Origin of the sequence: Haloplanus sp. HW8-1 (assembly GCF_023703795.1) — an archaeon.
Classification (GTDB): domain Archaea; phylum Halobacteriota; class Halobacteria; order Halobacteriales; family Haloferacaceae; genus Haloplanus; species Haloplanus pelagicus.
Map to the genome: position 1 here is coordinate 535435 of NZ_CP098518.1, position 22520 is coordinate 557954.

General features: G+C 68.6%; 27 protein-coding genes. 14 read left to right on the forward strand and 13 right to left on the reverse strand.

The genetic code is table 11. The features are described 5' to 3' along the window. The first annotated feature begins 15 nt into the window (after positions 1 to 15). The 5 genes from NBT82_RS02785 to NBT82_RS02805 all read left to right on the forward strand — a co-directional run bounded on the left by NBT82_RS02785 (position 16) and on the right by NBT82_RS02805 (position 3502). The gene (locus NBT82_RS02785; protein WP_251330067.1) at positions 16 to 378 is read left to right on the forward strand and encodes a DUF7541 family protein; all 363 of its coding nucleotides are present in this window, start codon (positions 16 to 18) and stop codon (positions 376 to 378) included. Positions 379 to 463: 85 nt separating this feature from the next. Then, positions 464 to 760, forward strand: a complete 297-nt coding sequence (locus tag NBT82_RS02790; protein WP_251330068.1) for a DUF6684 family protein — start codon at positions 464 to 466, stop codon at positions 758 to 760. Positions 761 to 897: 137 nt separating this feature from the next. Then, positions 898 to 2625 (forward strand): cbb3-type cytochrome c oxidase subunit I, encoded by a 1728-nt coding sequence (locus NBT82_RS02795; protein ID WP_251331335.1) that lies wholly within the window; start codon positions 898 to 900, stop codon positions 2623 to 2625. Positions 2626 to 2804: 179 nt separating this feature from the next. Next, complete coding sequence (locus NBT82_RS02800; protein WP_251330069.1) at positions 2805 to 3065, forward strand: DUF7520 family protein; 261 nt, start codon at positions 2805 to 2807, stop codon at positions 3063 to 3065. A 38-nt stretch (positions 3066 to 3103) separates the two neighbouring features. Then, positions 3104 to 3502 carry a universal stress protein gene (locus tag NBT82_RS02805; protein WP_251330070.1) on the forward strand — a complete coding sequence of 133 codons (399 nt, stop codon included), beginning with the start codon at positions 3104 to 3106 and terminating at the stop codon, positions 3500 to 3502. A gap of 39 nt (positions 3503 to 3541) precedes the next feature. Here the strand turns inward: NBT82_RS02805 and NBT82_RS02810 are convergent, their stop codons facing one another. Both NBT82_RS02810 and NBT82_RS02815 read right to left on the reverse strand, forming a co-directional pair. After that, positions 3542 to 4219, reverse strand: a complete 678-nt coding sequence (locus NBT82_RS02810) for a haloacid dehalogenase type II (protein WP_251330071.1) — start codon at positions 4217 to 4219, stop codon at positions 3542 to 3544. A gap of 138 nt (positions 4220 to 4357) precedes the next feature. After that, on the reverse strand, positions 4358 to 5659 hold the full coding sequence (locus tag NBT82_RS02815) for a M20/M25/M40 family metallo-hydrolase (RefSeq protein ID WP_251330072.1): 1302 nt from the start codon (positions 5657 to 5659) through the stop codon (positions 4358 to 4360). Positions 5660 to 5825: 166 nt separating this feature from the next. Here NBT82_RS02815 and NBT82_RS02820 point away from each other — a divergent pair, with 166 nt between their 5' ends. After that, positions 5826 to 6992, forward strand: coding sequence for a thiolase domain-containing protein (locus NBT82_RS02820; RefSeq protein WP_251330073.1), 1167 nt, complete (start codon positions 5826 to 5828; stop codon positions 6990 to 6992). Further along, positions 6989 to 7363 carry a Zn-ribbon domain-containing OB-fold protein gene (locus tag NBT82_RS02825; RefSeq protein WP_251330074.1) on the forward strand — a complete coding sequence of 125 codons (375 nt, stop codon included), beginning with the start codon at positions 6989 to 6991 and terminating at the stop codon, positions 7361 to 7363. The genes NBT82_RS02820 and NBT82_RS02825 overlap by 4 nt, the downstream gene beginning before the upstream one ends. A gap of 33 nt (positions 7364 to 7396) precedes the next feature. On the opposite strand, the gene NBT82_RS02830 is transcribed toward NBT82_RS02825, so the two are convergent. The 4 genes from NBT82_RS02830 to NBT82_RS02845 are packed head-to-tail and all read right to left on the reverse strand — an operon-like array spanning position 7397 to position 10802. After that, complete coding sequence (locus NBT82_RS02830; protein ID WP_251330075.1) at positions 7397 to 8320, reverse strand: alpha/beta fold hydrolase; 924 nt, start codon at positions 8318 to 8320, stop codon at positions 7397 to 7399. Positions 8321 to 8369: 49 nt separating this feature from the next. Then, the gene (locus NBT82_RS02835) at positions 8370 to 9293 is read right to left on the reverse strand and encodes a hypothetical protein (protein WP_251330076.1); all 924 of its coding nucleotides are present in this window, start codon (positions 9291 to 9293) and stop codon (positions 8370 to 8372) included. Positions 9294 to 9318: 25 nt separating this feature from the next. Then, a complete protein-coding gene (gene meaB, locus NBT82_RS02840; RefSeq protein WP_251330077.1) occupies positions 9319 to 10389 on the reverse strand; it encodes a methylmalonyl Co-A mutase-associated GTPase MeaB in 1071 nt (356 codons plus the stop codon). Further along, complete coding sequence (locus NBT82_RS02845; RefSeq protein ID WP_251330078.1) at positions 10386 to 10802, reverse strand: cobalamin B12-binding domain-containing protein; 417 nt, start codon at positions 10800 to 10802, stop codon at positions 10386 to 10388. The genes meaB and NBT82_RS02845 overlap by 4 nt, the downstream gene beginning before the upstream one ends. Before the next feature lie 90 nt (positions 10803 to 10892). Here NBT82_RS02845 and NBT82_RS02850 point away from each other — a divergent pair, with 90 nt between their 5' ends. Next, positions 10893 to 11090 carry a hypothetical protein gene (locus NBT82_RS02850; protein ID WP_251330079.1) on the forward strand — a complete coding sequence of 66 codons (198 nt, stop codon included), beginning with the start codon at positions 10893 to 10895 and terminating at the stop codon, positions 11088 to 11090. Then, positions 11087 to 11527, forward strand: coding sequence for a hypothetical protein (locus NBT82_RS02855; RefSeq protein WP_251330080.1), 441 nt, complete (start codon positions 11087 to 11089; stop codon positions 11525 to 11527). The genes NBT82_RS02850 and NBT82_RS02855 overlap by 4 nt, the downstream gene beginning before the upstream one ends. 22 nt (positions 11528 to 11549) lie before the next feature. On the opposite strand, the gene NBT82_RS02860 is transcribed toward NBT82_RS02855, so the two are convergent. After that, complete coding sequence (locus NBT82_RS02860; protein ID WP_251330081.1) at positions 11550 to 13391, reverse strand: S9 family peptidase; 1842 nt, start codon at positions 13389 to 13391, stop codon at positions 11550 to 11552. Between the two features lie 178 nt (positions 13392 to 13569). On the opposite strand from NBT82_RS02860, the gene NBT82_RS02865 reads away from it, so the two are divergent. Then, on the forward strand, positions 13570 to 14409 hold the full coding sequence (locus NBT82_RS02865; RefSeq protein WP_251330082.1) for a DUF7504 family protein: 840 nt from the start codon (positions 13570 to 13572) through the stop codon (positions 14407 to 14409). Positions 14410 to 14427: 18 nt separating this feature from the next. Here the strand turns inward: NBT82_RS02865 and NBT82_RS02870 are convergent, their stop codons facing one another. The 3 genes from NBT82_RS02870 to NBT82_RS02880 form a co-directional block, all read right to left on the reverse strand. Then, complete coding sequence (locus NBT82_RS02870) at positions 14428 to 15750, reverse strand: HEAT repeat domain-containing protein (protein ID WP_251330083.1); 1323 nt, start codon at positions 15748 to 15750, stop codon at positions 14428 to 14430. 125 nt (positions 15751 to 15875) lie between these two features. Next, positions 15876 to 16136 carry an MTH865 family protein gene (locus NBT82_RS02875; RefSeq protein ID WP_251330084.1) on the reverse strand — a complete coding sequence of 87 codons (261 nt, stop codon included), beginning with the start codon at positions 16134 to 16136 and terminating at the stop codon, positions 15876 to 15878. A gap of 42 nt (positions 16137 to 16178) precedes the next feature. Then, complete coding sequence (locus NBT82_RS02880; protein WP_251330085.1) at positions 16179 to 17243, reverse strand: glycosyltransferase; 1065 nt, start codon at positions 17241 to 17243, stop codon at positions 16179 to 16181. 130 nt (positions 17244 to 17373) lie between these two features. On the opposite strand from NBT82_RS02880, the gene NBT82_RS02885 reads away from it, so the two are divergent. Further along, positions 17374 to 17805 (forward strand): universal stress protein, encoded by a 432-nt coding sequence (locus tag NBT82_RS02885; RefSeq protein WP_251330086.1) that lies wholly within the window; start codon positions 17374 to 17376, stop codon positions 17803 to 17805. Here NBT82_RS02885 and NBT82_RS02890 read toward each other — a convergent pair whose 3' ends face one another. From NBT82_RS02890 to NBT82_RS20245, 3 genes are all read right to left on the reverse strand, one after another. Next, positions 17806 to 18429 carry a DUF420 domain-containing protein gene (locus NBT82_RS02890; protein ID WP_251330087.1) on the reverse strand — a complete coding sequence of 208 codons (624 nt, stop codon included), beginning with the start codon at positions 18427 to 18429 and terminating at the stop codon, positions 17806 to 17808. A 68-nt stretch (positions 18430 to 18497) separates the two neighbouring features. Then, positions 18498 to 19550, reverse strand: a complete 1053-nt coding sequence (locus NBT82_RS02895) for an NAD(P)-dependent glycerol-1-phosphate dehydrogenase (protein ID WP_251330088.1) — start codon at positions 19548 to 19550, stop codon at positions 18498 to 18500. 74 nt (positions 19551 to 19624) lie between these two features. Continuing rightward, positions 19625 to 19840, reverse strand: coding sequence for a hypothetical protein (locus tag NBT82_RS20245; protein WP_425601776.1), 216 nt, complete (start codon positions 19838 to 19840; stop codon positions 19625 to 19627). On the opposite strand from NBT82_RS20245, the gene NBT82_RS02900 reads away from it, so the two are divergent. From NBT82_RS02900 to aroC, 3 genes are read left to right on the forward strand one after another with little or no spacing between them, the layout of a single operon-like run. Further along, positions 19754 to 19930: a hypothetical protein gene (locus NBT82_RS02900; RefSeq protein WP_251330089.1), complete on the forward strand. Its 177-nt coding sequence runs from the start codon at positions 19754 to 19756 to the stop codon at positions 19928 to 19930. The genes NBT82_RS20245 and NBT82_RS02900 overlap by 87 nt on opposite strands. A gap of 26 nt (positions 19931 to 19956) precedes the next feature. Continuing rightward, a complete protein-coding gene (gene aroA, locus NBT82_RS02905) occupies positions 19957 to 21255 on the forward strand; it encodes a 3-phosphoshikimate 1-carboxyvinyltransferase (RefSeq protein WP_251330090.1) in 1299 nt (432 codons plus the stop codon). Next, positions 21245 to 22453: a chorismate synthase gene (aroC, locus tag NBT82_RS02910; protein ID WP_251330091.1), complete on the forward strand. Its 1209-nt coding sequence runs from the start codon at positions 21245 to 21247 to the stop codon at positions 22451 to 22453. The genes aroA and aroC overlap by 11 nt, the downstream gene beginning before the upstream one ends. Positions 22454 to 22520: the final 67 nt, after the last annotated feature.

Consider the following 22520-nt stretch of genomic DNA (forward strand, 5'->3'; position numbering starts at 1 on the left):
CTCCGTACGGCCGCTATGGACGATCAACCGGGACTGAGCGACCGGTATCGGATGGCGAGCCCCTGGCCGCTTTTCGTCGCTCTCGGCATTCCCATCGCCGAAATCGGCATCCTGTTCGACGTGTTCGTCGTCGCCGTGGCGGGACTGCTCCTGTTCTGTGGCAGCCTGACCGGGATGATTCGGGAAGCCGGCTACGCCGAGACGGCGTGGCGGCCACTCGCGGTCTTTGCCGTCCTCCTGTTCGGCGTCGGCGGCGCCCTCGCGTTCACCGACGTGAACCTCGCGACGCGCGGGTACGCCATCATCACCGCCGGTATCATCCTCGCCGCCGCCGGCATCGGCGGCGAACTGTTCGTCCCGAAACGGGAGCCGATCTGATCGCGACGTGGACGACTCGCCGGGATCGCTCGCCTCCTTCTACGGTATGGAAACCTATTTGTCCGGCCTGTGTTATGGGTGGGGTATGGCGACGAAAGTGTTCGATCGGGAGACGATCCTCGATCTGACGGTGAACTTCATTCCGCTGTTCATCCTCCTCTTTTTCATCGTCGGGTACGCCCTCGTCAACCCGTTCCAGCTCGGGTCGGTCGGCCGCATTCTCCAGTACACGCTGCTCGTCGCGCCCTTCGTCCTGCTCGCGATCCTCACCTACCTCTCGGGCAAGGCCATCGCGTCGACGGAGAAGAACGCCCCGGTCTACATGCCCGGTGCGGCGACGGTCGACGGCGCCGAACCGATCGAGGACGACCACGAGGAGTGAGCGCTCGCGGCGGCGTCCTCCTCGGGACCCCCGTGTGTCGGTCGAATCGTTCGCGGATTGCACCCGAATATTTCTTAACCCTGCGTTCCTGAGCAACGCTCATGCAGATCACCGGACAGCTAACGTTGACGGTGCTCATGGGGCTCTTCCTCGTGATCATCGCCGCGTGGCTCGCGCGGATCGAGGACTGGCGGTCGTACACGCCACTCGGGAGTGGGGGGGCGACCGGCGAGTCGGGGTACGTCTCACGGGAGAAGCCGGCCGGCATCAGCCGCTGGCTGACGACGGTCGACCACAAGGACATCGGCATGCTCTACGGTGCCTACGGCGTCCTCGCGTTCGTCGTGGGCGGGCTGATGATCATGATCATGCGGGTCGAACTCATCGATCCCGGGATGACGCTCATCTCGAACTCGTTTTACAACTCGCTGCTGACCAGTCACGGCATCACCATGCTGTTCCTGTTCGGGACGCCCATCATCGCGGCGTTCGCGAACTACCTCGTGCCCCTCCTGATCGGGGCGGACGACATGGCCTTTCCCCGGATCAACGCCATCGCGTTCTGGTTGTTGCCGCCGGGTGCCCTGCTCATCTGGGCGGGCTTTTTCCCCCTCGGTGACGTGATCCCGGCACAGACCGCCTGGACGCTCTACACGCCGCTCTCGCTGGGCGCGGGCAGCGGCAGTCAGGGCAACGCTGGGGTCGATCTGATGATCCTCGGTCTCCACCTTACCGGTGTCTCGGCGACGATGGGGTCGATCAACTTCATCGCGACCATCCTCACCGAACGCGCCGAGGAGGTGACCTGGGCCAACCTCGACATCTTCTCGTGGACCATCCTCACCCAGTCGGGACTGATCCTCTTTGCTTTCCCCCTGCTCGGGAGTGCGCTGATCATGCTCCTGCTGGACCGCAACCTCGGCACGACCTTCTTCGCCATCGACGCCGGCGGCACGATGCTCTGGCAGCACCTGTTCTGGTTCTTCGGCCACCCCGAAGTGTATATCCTCGTGTTGCCGCCGATGGGCATCGTCAGCTACGTCCTCCCCCGGTTCGCGGGTCGCCGGCTGTTCGGGTTCAAGTTCGTCGTCTACTCTACCCTCGCAATCGGCGTCCTCTCCTTTGGCGTCTGGGCCCACCACATGTTCGCGACCGGCATGGACCCGCGCCTCCGCGCCTCGTTCATGGCCGTGTCGCTCGCCATCGCCATTCCCTCGGCAGTGAAGACGTTCAACTGGATCACGACTCTCTGGAACGGGAAGCTCCGCCTGACGACGCCGATGCTGTTCTGTATTGGCTTCGTCTCCAACTTCGTCCTTGGCGGGGTTACCGGCGTCTTCCTCGCTTCCATTCCCGTCGACTTGGTGCTTCACGACACCTACTACGTCGTCGGTCACTTCCACTACGTGGTCATGGGTGCCATCGCCTTCGCCGGTTTCGCCGGCCTCTACTACTGGTTCCCGATGTTCACCGGACGGATGTACCAGCGCCGCCTCGGCAAGATTCACTTCTGGACGTGGATGATCGGCTCGAACATCACGTTCCTCGCCATGATCGTGCTGGGTTACGGCGGGATGCCCCGGCGTTACGCCACCTACCTGCCGCAGTTCGCCACCTTCCACCAGATCGCGACGCTCGGGGCCGTGCTGATGTTCGTCGGCGGTCTCGTCTGGACGTACAACTTCGTCGTCTCCTGGCTGGAGGGGCCGAAGGTCCAGGACGGCGACCCGTGGAACCTCCGCGACGACGACGTCTACACCAACGAGTGGCAGTGGTTCGAAAACAAGCAGGAAACCGCCCTCGCGGACGGCGGCGACGACTCCGAGGAGTTGGCCGCGGACGGCGGCCAGCAGACCGACGACTGATCGCCGATCCGCTCAGGTCGCCAGCAGGATTCCGGTGACGAACATCAGGAGTGCGACGCTCCCCAGAATGATTCCCAGGATGTCCTTGTTGCTCATACCGTCACCCACGGGGAGCGGCGGCAAAGACCCACCGGTTCAAAAGGGAAAGCGATAATCCGTCGGGAAGCGTACGCGAAGCCGTGTCCACACCGCGTCGCGACGGACGGCGGTTCGTTCTGGCTCTCTACGTCGCTATCGTCGGGTTCGCCGGCTTCCTCGGGTTCGTGCTCGGCGAAGTCATCGACATGGGGTCGCCGCCACGGCTCTTTTTCCTGATCCCCCTCTCTCCGAACGGCTTCGGGTTCGCGGTGTACGGCGTGGTGACCATCGCGGTGGTTCTCGGCATCCCGTTGGGACTCGTCGTCTACCTCTCGGACCGACTCGACGTTGAGACGGCGTGAGGTGAAGAAACTTGTTGCTGGCTCGCGGAACCGGTGGTATGTACCACGCCGTTGTGGGCGTCGACGATAACGAGGAACGGGCCGTCGCGTGTGCGCGGGCCGTCGCCGACCTCCCGGGGGCCGAGACGGGCGCCCGCGTCACCATCATCCACAGTTTCACCGACGACCCGAGTGGGGCCTCTGCGGCGGAGATCGACTCCGTACGCGAGGCGACGGTGTACCTCGAAGAGCGGGGGATCGAGGTGGACGTGACCGGGTCGAGCGGCGATCCCGCCGAGCGGATCCTCGACGTCGCGTCCGCGGCGGACGCGGACCTGATCGTCGCCGCCGGGAGGAAGCGATCGCCGACGGGAAAGGCGCTGTTCGGGAGCGTCACGCAGTCGGTGATCCTGAACGCCGACCGGCCGGTGATGGTCGTCGGCGACACTGACGGCTAGTGGGTTCGGGAACGCCTCGGGTACCACCACGGCGACTCGTCACGAGGAACACAGGTCGTCGGCGACGGCCGGCAGCGTCCCGACTTCGACGTCGGGATGGGCGCCGATCGATTCGGGCGGATCGCGCCGTCGGTTCACCCACGTCGTCGCCATCCCCGCATTGCCGGCGCCGGCGACGTCCCACGCGTTCGACGAGACGAGCCGACAGTCATCGAGCGAGCGGTCGAGGGTCTCGGCGGCGTGGTCGTACACTGCCGGATCGGGTTTGAACGTCCGCACGGCGTGGGCGCTGACGATGCCGTCGAGGTGGGACCGCAGCCCCGCGTTCCCAGCCAGTCGTTCGAGCATCGCCGGGTTGCCGTTCGAGAGCACGACCACCTCGTGACCGGCCGCGGACAGGCGATCGAGCGCCTCGACGGCCCCAGGAAACGGCTCCAGGTGGTCGTACGCCTCGCGGATCCGCTCCCGGGTCGCCGCGTCAGGGTCGAGGTCGAACTGTGCCAGCGCGTAGTCGAGCGCGTGACCGGTAATCGCCCAGAACGGCTCGTAGTCGTCCATCTGTGCGCTCTGATAGGAGTACTGGAGTTGCTTGCGTCGCCACGTCTCGTCGACCGCCGCGACCAGCCGATCGGCGACCCCGAGTTCTTCGCCCAGATGGGCCCGGACGCTACTCGTATCGCACAGCGTACCGTACATGTCGAAACAGAGTCCGGCCATATAGGCGACCACGGCCGGCCGCCCCTTGAGTCGTTCCCCTACTATCGTGTGCGTCCCGTAGCGACGGCCGAAGAGGACTCGAACCCTCCGGACCCTCTGCCAGTCGACATCCGGCGGGACCCCGGGTCAGGTCGTCGGTTAGAACGGCCAGTCGCCGGTCGTTCGCATGCCTGCGGCGAGGTCTTGGCGTTCGAGGTCGGCGGCGATGGCGTCGGGCTCCCGGCGGTCGATCCGCTCGGCGGCCGCGAGAGCGGCGGCGACCTCCGTCACGATGATCGCTCCCTCGCGAAGCGTCCGGCGTTCGAGTTTGTCGAGCGTGTCCGCGCGAGTGTGACCCCAGCCGCGATCCCGGTCGCCGTCGTCGCTCGCCACCAACAGGCCGGGTACGCCGCGCGCGACGAACGGCCAGTGGTCGCTGTGGGGGTGCTGACCCGGACGGATCGAGATGGGGTGACCGAAGCGGTCGGCGACGTCCTCGACGGCCGATTCGAGCGCGTCGAAGCCGGCGGTGTACCACTGGAGGGTCCGGCCGCGACAGACCCCGTCGCAGTTGACGACGGCCTGGACGGCCTCGGGATCGACCCGTTCGGCCTCGCGTTTCGACCCGCGGAGGCCGACCTCCTCGGCGCCGAAGCAGACGATCCGGATCCGGCGGTCGAGGGGGGCGTCGCGGGCCTGGAGGGCACGGGCGACTTCGAGAACCGTCGCGGTGCCGGCGGCGTTGTCGACGGCGCCCTCGGCGATGTCGTGGGCGTCGACGTGGCTGGTCAGGTAGACGGCGCGGTCGGTGTCCGGGCCGACGTCGGCGCGGACGACGCCGCTCTCGGCCGGTGGCGTCTCGCAGTCGACGCGGACGGTGACCCGTTCGCCTTCGTGGCGGCGACACAGCCGCGAGCCGACCTCGCGGCTGACGCCGACGGCGGGGATGGGACCGAGCGGCGCGCCGTCGGTGCCGACGCTGCCGGTCGGCGCGAGACAGCCCGGGACGTGGTTGCGGAAGACGAAGGCGGCGGCGCCGGCCTCGACAGCCCGATAGTACTTCTCCCGCCGGTGGATGAACCGGTCGTAGTGGTCGGGGACCGTCGAGGAGACGACGGCTACCCCGCCGTCGAGGTCGGCCGCCTCGAAGTCGCCGGGAAGGCCGTCGCCACAGTCGACGAGACGGCCGGTCACGGCGCCGGCGGGACTCCGGGGAAGCGCGATGGAGTCGGCGTCGCCGTCCGCCGTTTCGACCGCACTCGATCCGCGGACCCACCCCTGGATGTCGAACGTCTCGACGGTCGCGTTTCGGGTGCCGACGTCGGCGAGGGCATCGCGCGTGGCTTCGAGCGCCTCTCGCTCGCCCGCACTCCCTGCCATCCGGTTCCCGATGTCGACCAGTCGTTCCAGATGCGACCAGCCGACGTCGCTCGTGAACGTCTCGCCGATCCAGCCGTTCATGGGCCACCCTGATCGTCCGGGCGGCTAACGGTTTCGGTCGGCGAGCCGGGGCACGTCGAACGTCGATGGAACGAGACACAGTCGTCGAACTCCAGACTGCCGATTCCGGGGGGTAGGAGCGCCGGATCCGGCAGGTCTTTACCCGCGCGTCCGCCTATGTGACAGCATGACGGGCGTTCGAGTCGCCGGCGTCGGATTGACGCAGTTCGGGCGATACCCTGAGCGCACCGGACGCGATCTGTTCGCGGAGGCGGCGCTCGCGGCCCGCGAGGAGTCCGGAATCCCCGGCGACGACATCGAGGAGATCAACTACGGCAACTTCATGGGCGCCCTCGCCGAGCGGCAGGGACATCAAGCGCCGCTCATGGCCGAGATGGTCGGCGTCGACTGTCCGGCCACCCGGTACGAGGAGGCGTGTGCGTCCGCCGGCGTCGCAGTGCGCGAGGCCGTCCGGAGCGTCCGCTCCGGCGAGAACGACGTGGTGCTCGCCGGCGGCTGTGAGCGCATGACGAACCTTTCGACGGCGGCCGTCACCGAAGGACTGGCGACCGCCGCCGACGAACTCTACGAGATTCGGGCGGGGATCACCTTTCCCGGCGCGTACGCCCTCATGGCGCGGGCGTACTTCGAACGGTTCGGTGGCGACAGGGAGGACCTCGCTCACGTCGCGGTGAAGAACCACGACAACGCGCTCCCCAACGAGTACGCCCAGTTCCACCGTGCGATCACGGTCGACGAAGTGCTCGACGCACCGATGGTGTCCGATCCCGTCGGCCTGCTCGACGCCTGTCCGGTGACCGATGGCGCGAGCGCACTACTTCTCGTCAGCGACGAGTACGCGAAAGCGCACGGGCTCGACGCCCCCGTATCGATCACGGGAACAGGTCAGGGTGGTGACAATCTCGCCCTCCAGGATCGCGAGGACCTCGCGGTCACGCCGGCGACCGAGCGGGCGGCGAGCGAGGCCTACGAAGACGCCGGCCGCGACCCCGGGGACGTGGACGTCGTCGAGGTCCACGATTGTTTCACCATCGCCGAGGTGTTGGCTCTGGAGGGTCTCGGCTTCTACGACGCGGGCGAGGCCGTCGGCGCCGCCCGCCGGGGGGAGACGACCGCCGAGGGCGAGCGGTCGGTGAACCTCTCGGGCGGCCTGAAGGCCAAGGGCCACCCCGTCGGTGCCACCGGCGGCAGTCAGATCGCCGAGATGACTCGTCTCCTCCGCGGCGATCATCCGAATAGCGACCACGTCGCGGACGCGACGGTGGGGCTGACCCACAACGCGGGGGGGACGGTGGCCTCCGCCGTCGTCCACGTACTGGAGGTGGACCGATGACTGACGCGGGTCACGACGAGTGGCTGGACGCCGTCGGCGACGGCGACGGCTACTACCTCCGCTGTCCGGCGGGTCACGGCTCGCTCCCGCCGCGGCGGGTGTGTCCCCACTGTGGATCGCCGGATCTCGACCGCCGGGAGCTACCGGCGACGGGGACCGTCAAGACGTTCACCGTGTGTTACGTCGGCGGTCCGGACTTCGAGGACGAGGAGCCGTACGCCACGGCCATCGCCGACTTCGGCGACGTGCGCCTCACGGGCGTCGTCCGCGGCGTCGATCCCGAGGACGTGAGCGTCGGGCAGGTCGTCGAACCGGCGGTCGGCACCAACTGTACGACGGGCGACCATCTGCTGGTGTTGCGGTCGCGGTAGGGCGCCGTCGGTCGGCGGTCGGGACGGCAGGAATCAGATCGCTTCGCGCGTCACGTCGACGAACTCGGCCGGGTACTCGACGTGTGGCAGGAGTTTGGCGTGGTCGAACACGACGAGTCGGGCGTCGGCCTCGTCGGCCAGGTCGCGACCCTTCGAGAGTGGCGGCAGCGTCGCATCCCGTCCCCACACCATCGTCACGGGGACCTCGGCGTCACGCAGGGCCGCCCCGAGGTCCAGCGCCGAGTTGCAGTGGCCGGAAACGAAGGAGGCGACGGCGAACCGGGCGTTGGGCTGGTGGGTGGATCGCCACTGGTAGTCGGTCCAGGCGGCCGACACCGATTCGGGATCGGCGTAGGCGTGATCCGCGTTGAAATAGCGGATCGACGGCTTCGAGACCAGCGCGTCGAACAGAGCGGTGCCGAAAAGCGGCGCACGCAGGAGTTCGCGGAGCCAGGTCTTCGGCGGGTCGGGGCCGGCGAGGGTCGTCGGACAGACGAGGACGAGGGCGTCGACGTCGGTGCCACGGCTCGCGGCGCGGGCGACGTAGGCGCCCGACAGCGAGGAACCGACGACCGCGGGCTCGTCGAACTCGCCGAGGAAGTCGGCGACGAAGTCCTCGTAGAGCGCCGCGGAGTAGCGAAGCGGCGGGCGATCCGACCGGCCGAATCCCGGGAGGTCGGGGGCGACGACGTGGTGTGTCTCCGCGAGCGTCCCGAACACCTCGCGAAACTCGCCGCTCGATCCGGCGGCGTTGATGCCGTGTAACAGGACGAGGTCCGGATCGTCGGGATCACCAGCCTCCGCGTACGCCAGGTCCATCCCGCGCCAGCGATGCGTCCGCTCGGTCGCGTCGAGGGCGGGTTCGAGTTCGCCCGCGGCGTCCCGGAGGAGCCGATCGGTGACGGCAGTCACGGCTCCAAGTCCCGCCAGGGTGGTCCCGAGGCGTCTGAGCTTCATACACGCCCCTCGGGACGCCGTGGACTTATACCGGCCGGCTGCGAGCGCGTCACCAGCTCCGCATGCCGGCTTCGAAGAGGAGGACCACCGTCTCCTCGGCGAGGAGCAGGGACAGGTACGCCACCGCGGGGACGAGCAGCGAGTGGGTCCGCTCGTAGCTCGTGGCGGCCAGGCCGAGGACGGCGACGTGCGTGGCGCCGAACAGTAGTTCGGCGACCGACTCGGTCGCCGCGATCAGCGACACCACCACGAGGCCGAGGACCGCCGTGACCGGGAGGTAGGCGAGATATCGGACCCCGTCGCGTTCGACCGCCTCGACGGCGTACAGAGCAAGTCCGAGCGAGAGTACGAAGGCGGCTGCGAGGGCGAGTTTCCCCCGAGCGGGGAACGCCGACAGCCCGCCGGTCGAACGCGACAGCACCACTGCCGTCAGCACCGTCGTCAGGAAGGCGGCACGACGCCCGTCGACGACCCGAGCGAACGTCCCCTGGACGAGTACCTGACAGACGACGGTCAGCGAGCAGGCGCCGACGAGCAGTCCGGGTACGAGCGACGCCAGGACGGCCGGCACGGGGGTGCCGACGCCGTACGCGGACATCGTCAGCCCGTTGTACGGGACACCGGTGAGGTCGCCGACCAGTTTGGTGAGGCCGACGAGCAGCGGGGGGACGGCGAGCGCCAGGCCGAGGGATCGGCGGTCACGCCCCGAGGGAACCGACAGTCCGACGTCGATGTCGCGGAGGAGTGCGTACACTCCGACGTACAGGACGAGGCCGGCGAGGAGCAACGCGCCGGCGAGCAGGCCCCGGGTGACGAGTCCGTCGACACGAACCGCTCGCGACAGGATCGGCAGGAGGGCAGTCGCGCCACGTCGCCAGAGATGTGCGCCGGCGAGGGCGAGGACGAGGACGGCGAGTTCGAGCGCGAGCGGGTGGTCGGCGCGGAGTCGGCGAGCCGCCGGACGGAGGAACATGGCGGATGCTCGACTCGCCCTCGGTTCAGTCTAACGGACGCTCCCGCCGTTCGCGGACGCAGTCGACGAGCGGGTCGAGGATCCGGTCCGCGACGGTGTACGGGTCCGACTCGCGGTCACTCACCTCGTCGACGAGCGCCTCGATCCCCCCGTGGCGTTCGAGTTCCTCCTCCAGCAGGTCGGCCACGTCGTTTCGGAGCAGTTGTCTGATCTCCTCGGCGTAGCGGCTCCGCTCCCGGCGATCGAGTTCGCCGGTCGAGCGGAGGTGGGCGTGGTGTTCGTCGAGGGCATCGATCAACTCCGTGACCCCCTCGCCTTCCGTGGCGACGGTTTCGACGATCCGGGGGTCCCACGCATTACCGTCGTCGCCGTCGTCGTCCGCCTCGCTCGTCCCCACGGCCGTCGTGCCCGCGCCGTGGTGGCCGGCGCCCGCCGCGGTCGCCCCCTCGCGCATGTGGAGCATCTCCCGGAGGTCCGAGACGGTGGTCGCCGCGCCGTCCATGTCGGCCTTGTTGACGACGAACACGTCGCCGATTTCGAGGATCCCGGCCTTGAGCATCTGTACGTCGTCGCCGCTGCCGGGTTGGACGAGGACGACCACCGTGTCGGCGGTGCGGACCACGTCCACCTCGTTCTGGCCGGCGCCGACCGTCTCGACGACGATCCGATCCTTCCCGAACGCGTCGAGGGCCTTGATCGCGTCGGCGGTCGCGGTCGACAGGCCGCCCAGTTGGCCGCGGGCGCTCATCGACCGGAAGAAGACGTCCATGTCGCCGACGTTCGAGGCCATCCGGATGCGGTCGCCGAGGACCGCGCCGCCGGTGTACGGCGAGGAGGGATCGACCGCGATCACCCCGACGGTGAGGCCGCGGTCGCGGTAGCGCTTGGCGAGCTTGTCGACCAGCGTGGACTTCCCGGCGCCGGGACTGCCCGTGACGCCGATCACCTCGGCGTCGCCGGTGTGGGCGTGGAGCGTCGAGACGAGGTCGCGGTAGCCCGTCGCGCGTTCTTCGATCTTCGTGATGGTGCGGGCGAGCGCCCGGTGGTCGCCGTCGAGGACGTCGGCGACCAACTGGTCGGCGTTCGTCTCGCTCATCGTCTGGGTGCGTTGTCGCGGACGAAGTCGATGGTCTCCTGCATGGGCGTCCCGGGACCGAACACCGCGGCGACCCCCGCCGCCATCAGGTCCTCGCGGTCCTCGTCGGGGATGATGCCGCCGACGATGACGAGGGTATCTTCGAACGCGCCGTACTCCTTCAGTCCCTCGATTACCTTCGGCACGAGCGTGTTGTGTGCCCCCGAGAGGATGGAGATGCCGAGGACGTCGACGTCTTCCTGGACGGCCGCCTGAACGATCTCCTCGGGCGCCCGGTGGAGCCCGGAGTAGATCACCTCGAACCCGGCATCGCGGAAGGCCCGCGCGATGACGTGCGCACCCCGGTCGTGGCCGTCGAGACCGACCTTGGCGACGAGACACCGGATGGTCCGCTGTTCCTGCCCTGCACTCATGCGCCAACGTTCACCACGTGACCGTTTGACTCTAACGGAGCCCCGTTCGAGCGCTCACATTTATGCCCGAGGGGATTGTTAACGAAAAACATGCATCGATCCGGAGCGACGGTGGGGAAACTCGCCGCAGCCGTCACGAGCATCGTGTTGACCATCGTCACCGTCGCGACTGGGCAAACGCCCGCGCTGGGACGTGACCGCGGGCACCCGCCGAGAGCGACGGCGTCGTTGCCCGTCGGCTGTCCCGTGCGGCCGACCGACACCGCGTGGGGAGGTGCATCAGCATGAGTCTGCTCGGGAAACTCCTCGCGATGTTCCGCGGGGACTCGACCGCCGAGGACCCCGAGATGGCGGATGAGCGGGCGGCGGAACCTGATGCGGACGCCGAACCGGACCCGGAATCCGAGGGCGCGGACGAGGAGGACGCCGACGGGGAGACAGCGGACGACGGCCCCGAGGACGTCCCGACCACGGACGTGGCCGAGATGGCCGACCCACGGCGGTCCGAGGACGGGGACAACACCGTCGCCGACCGCGCCGCCACCCCCGACGACCACGGCGACGCCGAGGCCGAAGGTGAATCCGAAAGCGAGGGTGACGACGAGGGGGACGACGACGTGCCGACCACGGACGTGGCCGAGATGGCCGACCCGCGCCGGTCCGAGGACGAGGACAACACCGTCGCCAACCGCGCTGCCAACCCCGACGACCAGCGGGTCACGTAGGCGGCCGCCCCCGGTCGGGGCGTTAGGCCGATTCGGTCTCCGACCCGAGGTGCGTGTCCAGAAACTCGACTATGGCCGAGTAGGCCTCGATCCGGTTCTCCAGTTTCGTGAACCCGTGGCCCTCGTCCTCGAAGACGAGTTCGCGGACGGGAACGCCCGCCTCGCGGGCGCCCTCGACGATGCGGTGGGCCTCGCTCACGGGCACTCGCGGGTCGTTCTCGCCGTGGAGGACGAACAGGGGCGCGGCGATATCATCGACGTGATTGGTCGGACTGATCGATTCCAGAAACTCGCGGTCCGCATCCAGCGAGCCGTATTCGGCCTCCCGGAGTTCGCGTCGCCAGTCGCTCGTGTTCTCAAGGAAGGTGACGAAGTTGGCGATGCCGACGATGTCGACCCCGGCCGCCCAGAGGTCGGGATAGGTCGTCAACGCGGCGAGGGTCATGAAGCCGCCGTATGAGGCACCCATGACGGCGATGCGGTCGGGGTCCACGGCGGGGTGGTCGTGTAGCCACTCGACGCCCGCCTTCAGGTCGGCGACGGCGTCCATCCGCCGTTCGACGTCGTCGAGGTGGGTGTAGGCCTTGCCGTAGCCCGTCGATCCGCGGACGTTGGGTTCGAACACCGCGTAGCCCCGCGAGAGGAGATACTGCTTCACCCGGCCGAAGGAGGGGCGCCGTTGCGATTCGGGGCCGCCGTGGACGTCGACGACGACCGGGGTCTCGCCGTGACCGGTGTCGGTGTCGGGAAGCGAGAAGAAAGCCGGTACCTCCAGACCGTCGAAAGACGGGTAGCGAACGAGTTCCGGCGTGACGAAGGAGTCGCGGGGGATGCCGGCGGTCGAGGCGCGGGTCCAGCGTTCGGTCGCCCCGCTCGTCACGTCGACGACGTAGACGTTGGCGGTGTCGTCGCTCCGCGTGACGGTCAGCGCGAAGCGGTCGCCGTCGGGGCCGAAACTCACGCCGCCGGCGACCGAGGAGGGAAGGTCGGGCGTCGGGAAGTGATCCAGTCGACCGGGCGCGACGAGTTCGCCGGCACGGAGTTCAGTGTAGCCGTCGACGTTGCGGGAGTATACCAGCCGTCGGGAGTCCTGATCGAGTGTGACTCCGTCGACGTTCCACTCGTCCTCGAGGGCATCGTCGTCGGCAGCCTCGACGGCAGTGAGGTCGCCGGTCGCGAGGTCGATCCGGGCGAGCGAGAGCGTATCCGCGTCGCTGTCGGTGACCAGGTAGACGTCCTCGCCGTCGGGTCCCCAGTCGGCGCTCAGATGGCGAACCTCGCCGTCGTGGGGCGTCAGATGTCGCCGGGACCCCGTCGCCACGTCGAGAACGTACACGTCCTGGTCGAAACTGGAGTGCGATTCGGTGAGGAGTAGCCGGTCGCCGTCCGGACTCCACCCCGCGACCGAGAGCCACCCCTCGCTCTCGTAGACACGCTCGGCGTCGACGCCGGTCGTCGTCCGGTCCTGAACGTACACGTCGAAGACCGCGTGGTCGCGCCGGTTCGAGGCGAAGGCGAACTGCTCGCCGTCGGGTCGCCAGCCCCCGAACCAGTGTTTCGCGTCGGGATGGCGGGTCAGGTCGGTTATCTCGCCGGTCGGGACGTCGAGGCGATAGAGTGTCTCACGTTCGTCGCCGCCGCGGTCACGGCCGACGAGCAGTTCGGGGCGTTCGGGCGACCACGAGGCGAAGGTGACCCGGTCGTCGAAGAACGTGCGTTGCTCGGGCCACGCGCCGGGGCCCGAGAGCGTCCACACCTGCGGGACGCCGGTAGTATCCATGAGAAAGGAGAGGCGGTCCCCGGCCGGACCGACGGAGACGCCGTGGGCGCTGCGTACGTTGAGGTATCGCTCGATGTCGAACATAGCGACCGTTGTACGGCCGCGACCAAACGTGTTCCCCCGGCCTTCGCCCGGAGTCCGACGCGGCTGCGGCGCCGAAATCGGTCTGGCGTGTGTCCGATGTGCTCGATACGTCCCCGTCACCAACGCGTGGGACCGAACAACGAACTGATATACCAGTAGACTAATCCATGGATGGTAGATGGTCCTCCGGTTTCGATGTCGACGGTGTGCCTTCACGGTCTGGTCCACGAGTGGCGACGTGATCACCGACGCCGTCGGAACCCACCTCCTCGAACACCACCGGGAGCGGGTGACCAAGCAGGGGTTTCAGATCCGATGGAGTTGTCCGTACTGCGAACGGGGCGGTCAGCATCACGACCGGGATGCCGGGATCGAACGCTTCGAGCGGCACCTGTTCGAACACGTCGAATCGCGCGTCGAGTCGGGCACCCACGTCGCGGACGACGTCGACGGAACCGGTGGCGTTCTCGTCCGTGCCCCCCGGAACAGCCCCGGCCTCGACAACGCCCGGGTCCACCTCCTCTCCCCGGGCGAGGTCATGCTGTTCGTGACGACCGCCCCGGCCGAACGCCTTCGGTTACTACACGATCGGCTCGGGGAGTGGCCGGCGCGGACGATCGTCCTCACGACGAAGCCGGACCCACTCGGCGACGTCTCCGGGATCGATCTCTCGGCGGCATCGCTGGAAGTCGTCCGTCTGGATAGTCGACTCGGTCTCTCCGAGGTCGGCGAGACGATCTCCAGGGTCGTCGACGAGTACGAAACCGCCGGCGGGAAGATCGCCGTCGAATTCGACATCCTCCCGGAACTCGTCGACAAGTTCGATCTACAGACCGTCTTCAAGTTCCTCCACGTCCTCGGCACCCGGTTCGAGCGGGCCGACGCACTCGCACAGTACCACGCCGACCCACGGACCCAGTCGCAGTCGACGATCAACGTCCTCGATCAGGCGTTCGACCTCTCGATCGTGGCCGACGATCGACGATTCGTCACCGAACCCCACTCCGAGATCGGCTGAGTCCGCCGGGGCGGGACGCTACGGCTCCGGATCGGTGGCGTCGTCGGCCCCGTGATCGGCCGTGTAATCCGACGGATCGCGGACGTACGTGTAGTCGACGGCGTTGGTCACGACCTCCCCAGAGAGACTCCCTCCGATGGCGTCGAGCACCGTCTCCGCACGCTCGGTGACTTCCTCCGGGACGCTCTCGTCGTGGACGAGGATCTGGAGCCGCCGTTCGAGGTGATCGCTCTCGAGGTCGACGAGGCTGGCCGCCGCGAGCCGGGCCGTCCGGTCGTCGGGATCCCCGAGCGCGTCGATCAGGCAGTCGTACACCGCGTCCCGCCGGTCGTCGTCCGGATCCTCGGAGTCGGCCACACAGCCGAGGAGCCATGCGGCGTTCCGTCGAACCGTCGCTCTCCGACCTTCGTCGAGCATGTCGATCATCTGGGGGACCACGGCCAGCGTGTCCGCGTTCGACAGTCGCGTCGCGACGGCGTCACGAACCGTCGGTTCCCGGTCGCTCGACGCGTCGGTGACGAGTTCGACAAGAGAGAGAACTGCCGCGCGCTGTACCGGGGCCGTGTCGTCGGCCAACGCCCGAATCAGGGCGTCGACGGGGTCGAGGCTCCCGAACTGGCCGAGCTCTTCGATCGCTGCCCGTCGAAGTGACTCCTCGTCGGCACGGGCGACCCGCGTGAGTGGTTCGAGTGCTGCCTCGCTGCCGATGGCACCCAGCGCCCTGACCGCCTTCTCACGGACCCGCACACTGGGGTCGTCGAGGCGTTTCCGCAGCGGTCCGATACACCCCTCGTGACCGATCATCCCACAGGATTGGACCGCCCGGGCTCGCACTCGCGGGGACGGGTCGGTGGTCGCCGCCACGAGTGCGGACAGCGACCCCGTCCCGCCGATCCGGCCCAGGGCGGTCGCCGCGACCATCCGGAACTCCGGATAGTCGGCGTCGAGCCACTCTTCGAGGAGTCGGGTCGTCGCCCGCTCCGGCGGGGTGTCGGTCCCCTCGTCGCCGCCGTCGTCGACGCCGGTCTCGAACTCGCCCATCTCGTGGACGAGCCGTTCGAGCGTTTCCGGTCCGTGTCGATACAGGGCGTCGATCGCCCTGGCTCGAACGCTGTCGTCGTCGTCCTCTCGGACCGCTTCGATGAGGGCGCGGACGACTTCCTCGACGTCTCGGTCGTCTTCGAACCCTCGCTCGGCGAAATCGCCCAGCATCTCCGCCGCGCGCCGCCTGACGACCGGACTCGACCCACGGCGCAGGTAGGCGACGAGGTCGCTCGTCCGCGAGTCGCGGGCCAGTTCGTAGAGAAACGCCGTATCCGCCTCCGGTCGTCCGTCGAACATCGTTTCGATCACCTCGGGTTGTCGTCCCGATTCGGGACGTGCGACGGTAGGCTCGGTGAGAGAATAAATCTGTTTCGTTCCGCTCCGGCGACAGGTCTCCCCGTGGCTCGACGCAGATCGCCGGCTTACAACAGTCCTTCGGATTTCAGCGCCGCAATCACGTCGTCGACGAGTTCGTCGACGGATTCGTAGGGGAACTCTTGGTGGCCGTCGAGGTTGGCGGCGAGTTCCATGGCGGAGACCGAGAAGTCGCCGGCCTCGAATCGGGTTCCCGGCCCGTCCGGAAGCGCCGGAACGAGGTCCATCTGGTCGGTTACGGGGTAGTCGGCGCCCTCGAACGCCGACCGGAACTGCTCGCGGAGTTCGGCTTCAAGATCGTCACCCATGGAGAATCGTGGACGTATCGGCGGCAAAAACGTTCCGAAACGTCAGAAGAGACCGTAGTTCGCCACGAGTCGTTCGTAACAGTCCACGTAGCGTGAGAGCACGGCCTCGTGATCGTAGGGGGCGTAGTCCTCGTTGACGGTCCAGCGTTCCGTCTCGGTCGCGGCGACGATCTCGTCGGCGAGTTCCTGTGGGCTGGTCACCAGCGAGCCACGAGGGTCGGCCTCGACGAGTTCGTGGGCGGCGGAGTCGGCTTGGTACTCGACGACGCCGACACAGCCACAGGCGAGCGCCCGCAGGAGGCCGGTCGCGAACGGTTCCCACGTGGCCGTCTGGGCGAAGACGTGTGCTCCCTTGAGGATCGGTACCTGTTCGGCCGGGGAGAGGTCGCCGAGGAACTCGACTCGGTCGGCGATCCGGAGGTCGTCGGCCATCCGTTCGGCCGCCGCCCGGGCGGGGCCGTCGCCGACGACCGCCGCGCGCCACGCCTTTCCCCGGAGTTCCGCCAGCGCGAGGAGGAATTCCTCGACGTTCGCGTGGGCGTCGAGCGGACGGGCGTAGACCAGATCGGCCCGCGGATCGACGGGGGCGTCGCGGATTCCCGCCATGTCGACGCTGTCGGGGATCACCTCGACGGCGTCGGGGTCGGCGCCACACTCCCGGACTGTCGTCTCGACGGTCTCCGAGGGGACGAGGACGGCCTCGGGCGAGCGGGCGGCCCAGTGACGGCGCCAGGTGCCGCCCGACTCGCGATCCGGATGGTCCCACCACTCCGCGACGACGGGCGTCCGACGGAGGCGTCCGGCGGCCTTCGCGGCCGGCACCGCGAGCGGCGGCTCCGAGGCGACGTGGATCACGTCGGGCTGGACGCTGTTGAGCACGAACGGCAGTTTCGCGACGAACGCCCCCGGCGAGTGGCTGGCCGTCACCCGGCGGTAGGTAACCCCGTCGAAGTCGAAGGCGGCGTGGTCGCCGCCCCACCACTGCTGACAGACGACGGTCACGTCGTGGCCGCGAGCGGCCAGGCGCTCGGCGACCGCCCGCGCCCGGCGGGCGTGCCACCGTTCCGCGTGGTGAGCCGTCGTCATCGTCACGAACGCGACGCGCACGTCTCCGGCCACGGGACCGGTCCTCAAAAATCCCTCCGTCGGCGGTCGGTCCGGATCGGGATCGATGGGGGTTCCCGCAAGCCGGGAACGAGGACGCGGGTTGAGGGGGCGGGCCGTCGAACCGACGGCTATGTACGACGATATTCTGATTCCGACCGACGGGAGCGACCCCGCGGCGGCGGCCTTCGATCACGCACTCGACCTGGCCGAGCGCTTCGACGCGACGGTCCACGTCCTCTACGTCGTCGAGACAGACTCACTCTCACACGAGGCGCCGGCGCTCGCTATCGAGGACCTCCGCGAGACGCTTCGGAGCGAGGGGGAGGCGATACTCGACGACCTGTGTGAGCGGGCGACCGCGCGTGGCGTCGCGGTGACCGAGGCGATCGTGGAGGGGGTTCCCGAGGACGCCATCCTGGAGTACGTCGCGGACGGCGGAGTCGACCTGCTGGTGATGGGAACCCACGGCCGACACGGACTGGAGCGGTATCTGGTCGGGAGCGTCACCGAACGGGTCGTCCGCCGGGCCGACGTGCCGGTGCTCGTCGTCGGCGAGGGGTGACTACCCCCCCACCGTCGGGAGGAAGACGATCGTCGCCTCGACGAACGTCCAGTCGTAGACGTGATTGAGGAGGAGGTAGGCGACGACCCCGAGCGAGAGCGAGAGGATCCACGCACCGGCGGCGACGCGGCCGACGCGAGCGTGGGCGGTCTGCCGGAGTTCGCTCGGCGTGTGTGTCAGCCCGAGGACGAGAGCGTAGAGGACGACGGGAACCGAGACGATCGAGAGGACGATGTGGATCGCGAGCATCGCGAGGTAGGCGTAGTAGGGAATCTGTGGCCCGAGGAACTCCTTGGTGCCGCCGCCGCCGATCTTCGTCAGATAGAGGACGAGAAAGAGGAGGATGAGGCCGAACGCGGTCGACATGGCGGCCGCATGCTTTTTGACCTCGTCCCGGCGGATCCACCGCCAGCCGGCGATAAGCGAGAGAGTCGCCGTGGTGTTGACGACGGCGATGGCGTCCGAGAGCAGGTTCACCTGCCCGAGCGAGAGCTCCGGGAAGAGCGAGGCGGGGACGATCCCGGCGAACGTTCCCACGACGAGGGTGTACCCCACGATCGAGAGGACCGCGGTGACGGCGGCGGGGTGTTCTTTCACTGGGCCGCTTGCACTGGCCGTTGCCATACCCGTGAGTTGGACCGAGCGGCTTTTTCTCTTCCGCTCTCGGCGCGATCGACGGCCGGTCCCGAGGCCTACTCGATCACGCCGGTCGTCGTGGCGGCCTCGCGGGCGGCCGCCTCGCTGATCCCGTTGCCGAGGATGGTGTACCGATCGCGGATACGGTGGGCGGTGGTCAGTGCCTCGATGATCGTTTCGTCTTCGAAGCCGAGGTCGGCACCGGTGGTCGGGGCGCCGATGACCGAGAGGGCGTCGCGGATGTCACGCCACATGCCAGTCTCGCCCTCGTGGAGGTAGGCGACGAGGATCGAGCCGACGCCGACCTGGTGGCCGTGGAGGGCGCGTCCGGGGGCGATGCGGTCCAGTCGGTGAGAGAAGAGATGTTCGGCGCCGCTCGCGGGACGCGACGATCCCGCGATGGACATGGCGACCCCCGAAGAGACGAGCGCCTTCATCACCACCCACGCGGACTCCTCTAACCCCTGCTTGACGGAGTCGGCGTTCTCGACGAGCATCTCGGCGGTCATTCGCGAGAGTGCGCCCGCGTACTCGGAGTACTCCACGTTCTGGAGCCGGTGGGCGAGTTGCCAGTCCTCGACGGCGGTGTAGTTGGAGACGATGTCGGCACAGCCGGCTGTCGTGAGTTCCCATGGGCCGGCCGCGACCACCTCGGTGTCCGCGACGACGGCGAGCGGCGGGTCGGCGGCCACGCTGTGGCGGGTGTCGCCCTCGGGGATCGACGACCGGCCGCTGACGATGCCGTCGTGACTGGCCGCTGTGGGAACGGAGACGAGCCCGTATCCGAGTCGGTCGGCGGCCATCTTCGCGGTGTCGATCGGCTTGCCGCCTCCCAGTCCGACGAAGTAGGTCGCCCCCGCCGATTCCGCCGCCTCGACGACGCGTTCGACGGCGTCGAACCCCGCGTGTTCGACGGTGACCGTCGCGGGGTCGTCGCCGAGCTGAGCGCGGACCCGGTCGCCGACGAGGCGGTTCGGCGTCGGACTCGTGACGACCAGCGGCCGACCCCCCACCGAGAGGTCGTCGATCACGGCGCCGAGGTCGTCGAGGACGCTGTGCCCCACGACGACGTTCCGTGGGAGCTTGATCCACGTCGACTTCTCGAACATAGGGTCCCTATTCCACCGACGCAGTTAATGGGTGAGGTTCGCGTCCGCGACCGGCGTCGGGTCGACCGGGACCGTCAGCCGGACTCGGCCGTCGGGAGCGTCAGCGTGACCACGCTGCCGCCCGGGTCGTCGGCTTGGATGGTGCGCGATCCCTCGGAGAGGCGAGCCACCCAGTACGCGAACAGGATGCCGAGGCCGGTGCTGTGGTTGAGCTGGTCGATCTCGTGATCGAGCAGGATCGCTCGGCGCTCGATCTCGGGGACCCCCGGTCCGTCGTCGCGGACGTCGATGGCGCCGAGTCCGTCGTCGAGCGCGTAGATGCCGACCCGGCCGGCGGGACGGATCCCAGTCCACGAGCGGCGTCGCGTTCGGTACGCTGATACCGCGGCCGCCGTAACTCCGGGGCATGGACGTGGAACTCACGCGGTCGCGGATCGGCGGCCGGGTGCGGGCACCGCCGTCGAAAAGTTACACACACCGAGCGATCCTCGCGGCGGGCTACAGCGACGGGGCGGTCGTCGCAGATCCGCTGGTGAGCGCGGACACGCAGGCAACGATGCGCGCCGTGGAGGCCTTCGGCGGGTGCGTCGACCGGACGGACGACGGTCGTCACCTCGACGTCGAGGGCTTCGCCGGCCGGCCGGGCGTGCCGGAGGACGTGATCGACTGCGCGAACAGCGGGACGACGATGCGGATCGTCACCGCCTGTGCGGCGCTCGCGGACGGCCTGACGGTGTTGACCGGTGATGCGTCGCTCCGATCCCGGCCACAGGGGCCGCTGCTGGACGCGGTCGAGCAACTCGACGGGCGGGCGGAGAGTACGCGCTCCAACGGGCAGGCGCCCCTCGTCGTCGGCGGCGGGGTCGAGGGCGGCGCGGTGTCCATCCCGGGGGACGTGTCCTCGCAGTACGTCACCGCCCTGCTGATGGCCGGTGCGGTGACCGACGACGGGGTCGCGATCGATCTGGAGACGGCGCTGAAGTCGGCGCCCTACGTCGACATCACGCTCGAAGTTCTGGCCGACTTCGGGATCGAGGCAACCGAGACGGACGCGGGCTACCTGGTGCCCGGCGGCCAGGCCTACGGACGGGACGACGCCTATCCGGTGCCGGGCGATTTCTCGTCGATGTCCTACCTGCTGGCCGCGGGCGCGGTGGCCGGGAGCGAGGAAGGGGTCGTCGTCGAGGGCGCACGACCCAGCGCGCAGGGTGACAGTGCCATCGTCGACGTGCTGTCACGGATGGGCGCGGACGTGTCCTGGGACCGCGAGGCCGGCGAGATCACCGTCTGGCGGAGCGATCTCTCCGGGATCGAGGTGGCCGTCGACGACACCCCGGACCTCCTGCCGACGATCGCCGTCCTCGGTGCCGTCGCGGACGGGGAGACGCGGATCGTCGACTGCGAACACGTCCGATACAAGGAGACCGACAGGGTGAGTGCGATGGCGACGGAGTTGGAGAAACTGGGCGCCTCGGTGACCGAAACGCCGGATACCCTGACGATCCACGGGGGCGACTCGCGACTCCGGGGGGCGACCGTCGCGGGCCACGACGATCACCGGATCGTGATGGCGCTGTCGGTCGCCAGCCTGGTCGCGGAGGGAACCACAACCGTCGAGGGGGCCGATCACGTCGACGTCTCCTTCCCGGGGTTCTTCGACGTGCTTTATGACCTCGGAGCCGAACCTATCGAACATGAACGGTAACCGATTCGGTCGTCTGTTCCAGGTGACGACCTACGGGGAGAGCCACGGGGACGCCATGGGCGTCGTCGTCTCGGGCTGTCCCGCGGGGCTCGAACTCGCAGAGGCCGACATCCAGCGTGACCTGGACCGGCGCAAACCCGGTCAGTCGATGATCACGACCAGCCGCGGCGAACCCGACGAGGTGCGGATCCACAGCGGGATCCAGGACGGGTATACCACGGGTACGCCGCTGGGCATGGTCATCCAGAACAAGGACGCCCGATCGGGGAAGTACGAACCGTTCGTGACGGCACCTCGTCCGTCCCACGGCGATTTCACCTACTCCGCGAAGTTCGGGACGCGCAACTGGGGCGGCGGCGGCCGCTCCTCGGCCCGGGAGACGGTGAACTGGGTCGCCGCCGGAGCGGTGGCGAAGAAGATCCTCGCGGAGCGAGGGATCGAACTGAAGGCACACGTCACCCAGATCGGCGACATCGAAGCCCCCGACGTGAGCTTCGAGGAGATGGTCGAACACAGCGAGGACAACGAGGTACGCTGTGGCCACCCCGAGACGGCCGAGCGGATGCGCGAGCGGATCGACGAGTACCAGCAGGCGGGTGACTCCATCGGCGGCGCCATCGAATTCGAGGTCCGCGGGGTTCCGCGGGGACTGGGCGCGCCGCGGTTCGACTCCATCTCGGCGCGTCTGGGTCAGGCGATGATGTCCGTCCCGGCCGCGACGGCCTTCGAGTTCGGCCTGGGTCGCGAGGCGCGACGATACACCGGGTCGGAGCGCAACGAGGACTGGGAGTTCGACGAGAGCGAGGCACGCAGTGCCTCGAACGACGCGAGCGGCGACGAGCCGCGAGCGCGAGGCGACCCCGTTCCCGTCGGCAACGACCACGGCGGCATCCAGGGCGGCATCACGACCGGCCAGCCCATCACCGGCGAGGTGACGCTACACGCCCCCACCTCCATCCCCAAGACCCAGACCACCGTCGACTGGGAGACTGGCGAGGAAAAGGAGATCCAGGTCGTCGGCCGCCACGATCCGGTCCTCCCGCCCCGTGGCGTGCCGGTCGTCGAGGCGATGCTCGCGGTGACCGTCGTCGACTTCATGCTGCTCGCGGGGCGGATCACTCCCGACCGGCTGGACGGCCAGCCCGGGGAGTACGACACGGAGTACCACCCCCGGAGCCCGGACAACGTCGACTCGTAGCGGGCCGCGCTGGCGGTGCGTCGCCCCGTTCCGCCCGCGGCGTTCACCGCCGATCCGTCGGCACAGA

Excerpts from the sequence above, each read along its gene's own strand:
- NBT82_RS02885 (WP_251330086.1), top strand. The coding sequence starts at position 17,374 with ATGTACGACGATATTCTGATTCCGACCGACGGGAGCGACCCCGCGGCG.
- NBT82_RS02815 (WP_251330072.1), bottom strand. The coding sequence starts at position 5,659 with ATGAACGGCTGGATCGGCGAGACGTTCACGAGCGACGTCGGCTGGTCG.
- NBT82_RS02830 (WP_251330075.1), bottom strand. The coding sequence starts at position 8,320 with ATGAAGCTCAGACGCCTCGGGACCACCCTGGCGGGACTTGGAGCCGTG.
- meaB (WP_251330077.1), bottom strand. The coding sequence starts at position 10,389 with ATGAGCGAGACGAACGCCGACCAGTTGGTCGCCGACGTCCTCGACGGC.
- NBT82_RS02870 (WP_251330083.1), bottom strand. The coding sequence starts at position 15,750 with ATGTTCGACGGACGACCGGAGGCGGATACGGCGTTTCTCTACGAACTG.
- NBT82_RS02845 (WP_251330078.1), bottom strand. The coding sequence starts at position 10,802 with ATGAGTGCAGGGCAGGAACAGCGGACCATCCGGTGTCTCGTCGCCAAG.
- aroC (WP_251330091.1), top strand. The coding sequence starts at position 21,245 with ATGAACGGTAACCGATTCGGTCGTCTGTTCCAGGTGACGACCTACGGG.
- NBT82_RS02850 (WP_251330079.1), top strand. The coding sequence starts at position 10,893 with ATGCATCGATCCGGAGCGACGGTGGGGAAACTCGCCGCAGCCGTCACG.
- NBT82_RS02835 (WP_251330076.1), bottom strand. The coding sequence starts at position 9,293 with ATGTTCCTCCGTCCGGCGGCTCGCCGACTCCGCGCCGACCACCCGCTC.
- NBT82_RS02790 (WP_251330068.1), top strand. The coding sequence starts at position 464 with ATGGCGACGAAAGTGTTCGATCGGGAGACGATCCTCGATCTGACGGTG.
- aroA (WP_251330090.1), top strand. The coding sequence starts at position 19,957 with ATGGACGTGGAACTCACGCGGTCGCGGATCGGCGGCCGGGTGCGGGCA.
- NBT82_RS02795 (WP_251331335.1), top strand. The coding sequence starts at position 898 with ATGGGGCTCTTCCTCGTGATCATCGCCGCGTGGCTCGCGCGGATCGAG.
- NBT82_RS02820 (WP_251330073.1), top strand. The coding sequence starts at position 5,826 with ATGACGGGCGTTCGAGTCGCCGGCGTCGGATTGACGCAGTTCGGGCGA.
- NBT82_RS02860 (WP_251330081.1), bottom strand. The coding sequence starts at position 13,391 with ATGTTCGACATCGAGCGATACCTCAACGTACGCAGCGCCCACGGCGTC.
- NBT82_RS02805 (WP_251330070.1), top strand. The coding sequence starts at position 3,104 with ATGTACCACGCCGTTGTGGGCGTCGACGATAACGAGGAACGGGCCGTC.
- NBT82_RS02785 (WP_251330067.1), top strand. The coding sequence starts at position 16 with ATGGACGATCAACCGGGACTGAGCGACCGGTATCGGATGGCGAGCCCC.
- NBT82_RS02865 (WP_251330082.1), top strand. The coding sequence starts at position 13,570 with ATGGTCCTCCGGTTTCGATGTCGACGGTGTGCCTTCACGGTCTGGTCC.
- NBT82_RS02895 (WP_251330088.1), bottom strand. The coding sequence starts at position 19,550 with ATGTTCGAGAAGTCGACGTGGATCAAGCTCCCACGGAACGTCGTCGTG.
- NBT82_RS02855 (WP_251330080.1), top strand. The coding sequence starts at position 11,087 with ATGAGTCTGCTCGGGAAACTCCTCGCGATGTTCCGCGGGGACTCGACC.
- NBT82_RS02890 (WP_251330087.1), bottom strand. The coding sequence starts at position 18,429 with ATGGCAACGGCCAGTGCAAGCGGCCCAGTGAAAGAACACCCCGCCGCC.
- NBT82_RS02875 (WP_251330084.1), bottom strand. The coding sequence starts at position 16,136 with ATGGGTGACGATCTTGAAGCCGAACTCCGCGAGCAGTTCCGGTCGGCG.
- NBT82_RS02810 (WP_251330071.1), bottom strand. The coding sequence starts at position 4,219 with ATGGCCGGACTCTGTTTCGACATGTACGGTACGCTGTGCGATACGAGT.
- NBT82_RS02825 (WP_251330074.1), top strand. The coding sequence starts at position 6,989 with ATGACTGACGCGGGTCACGACGAGTGGCTGGACGCCGTCGGCGACGGC.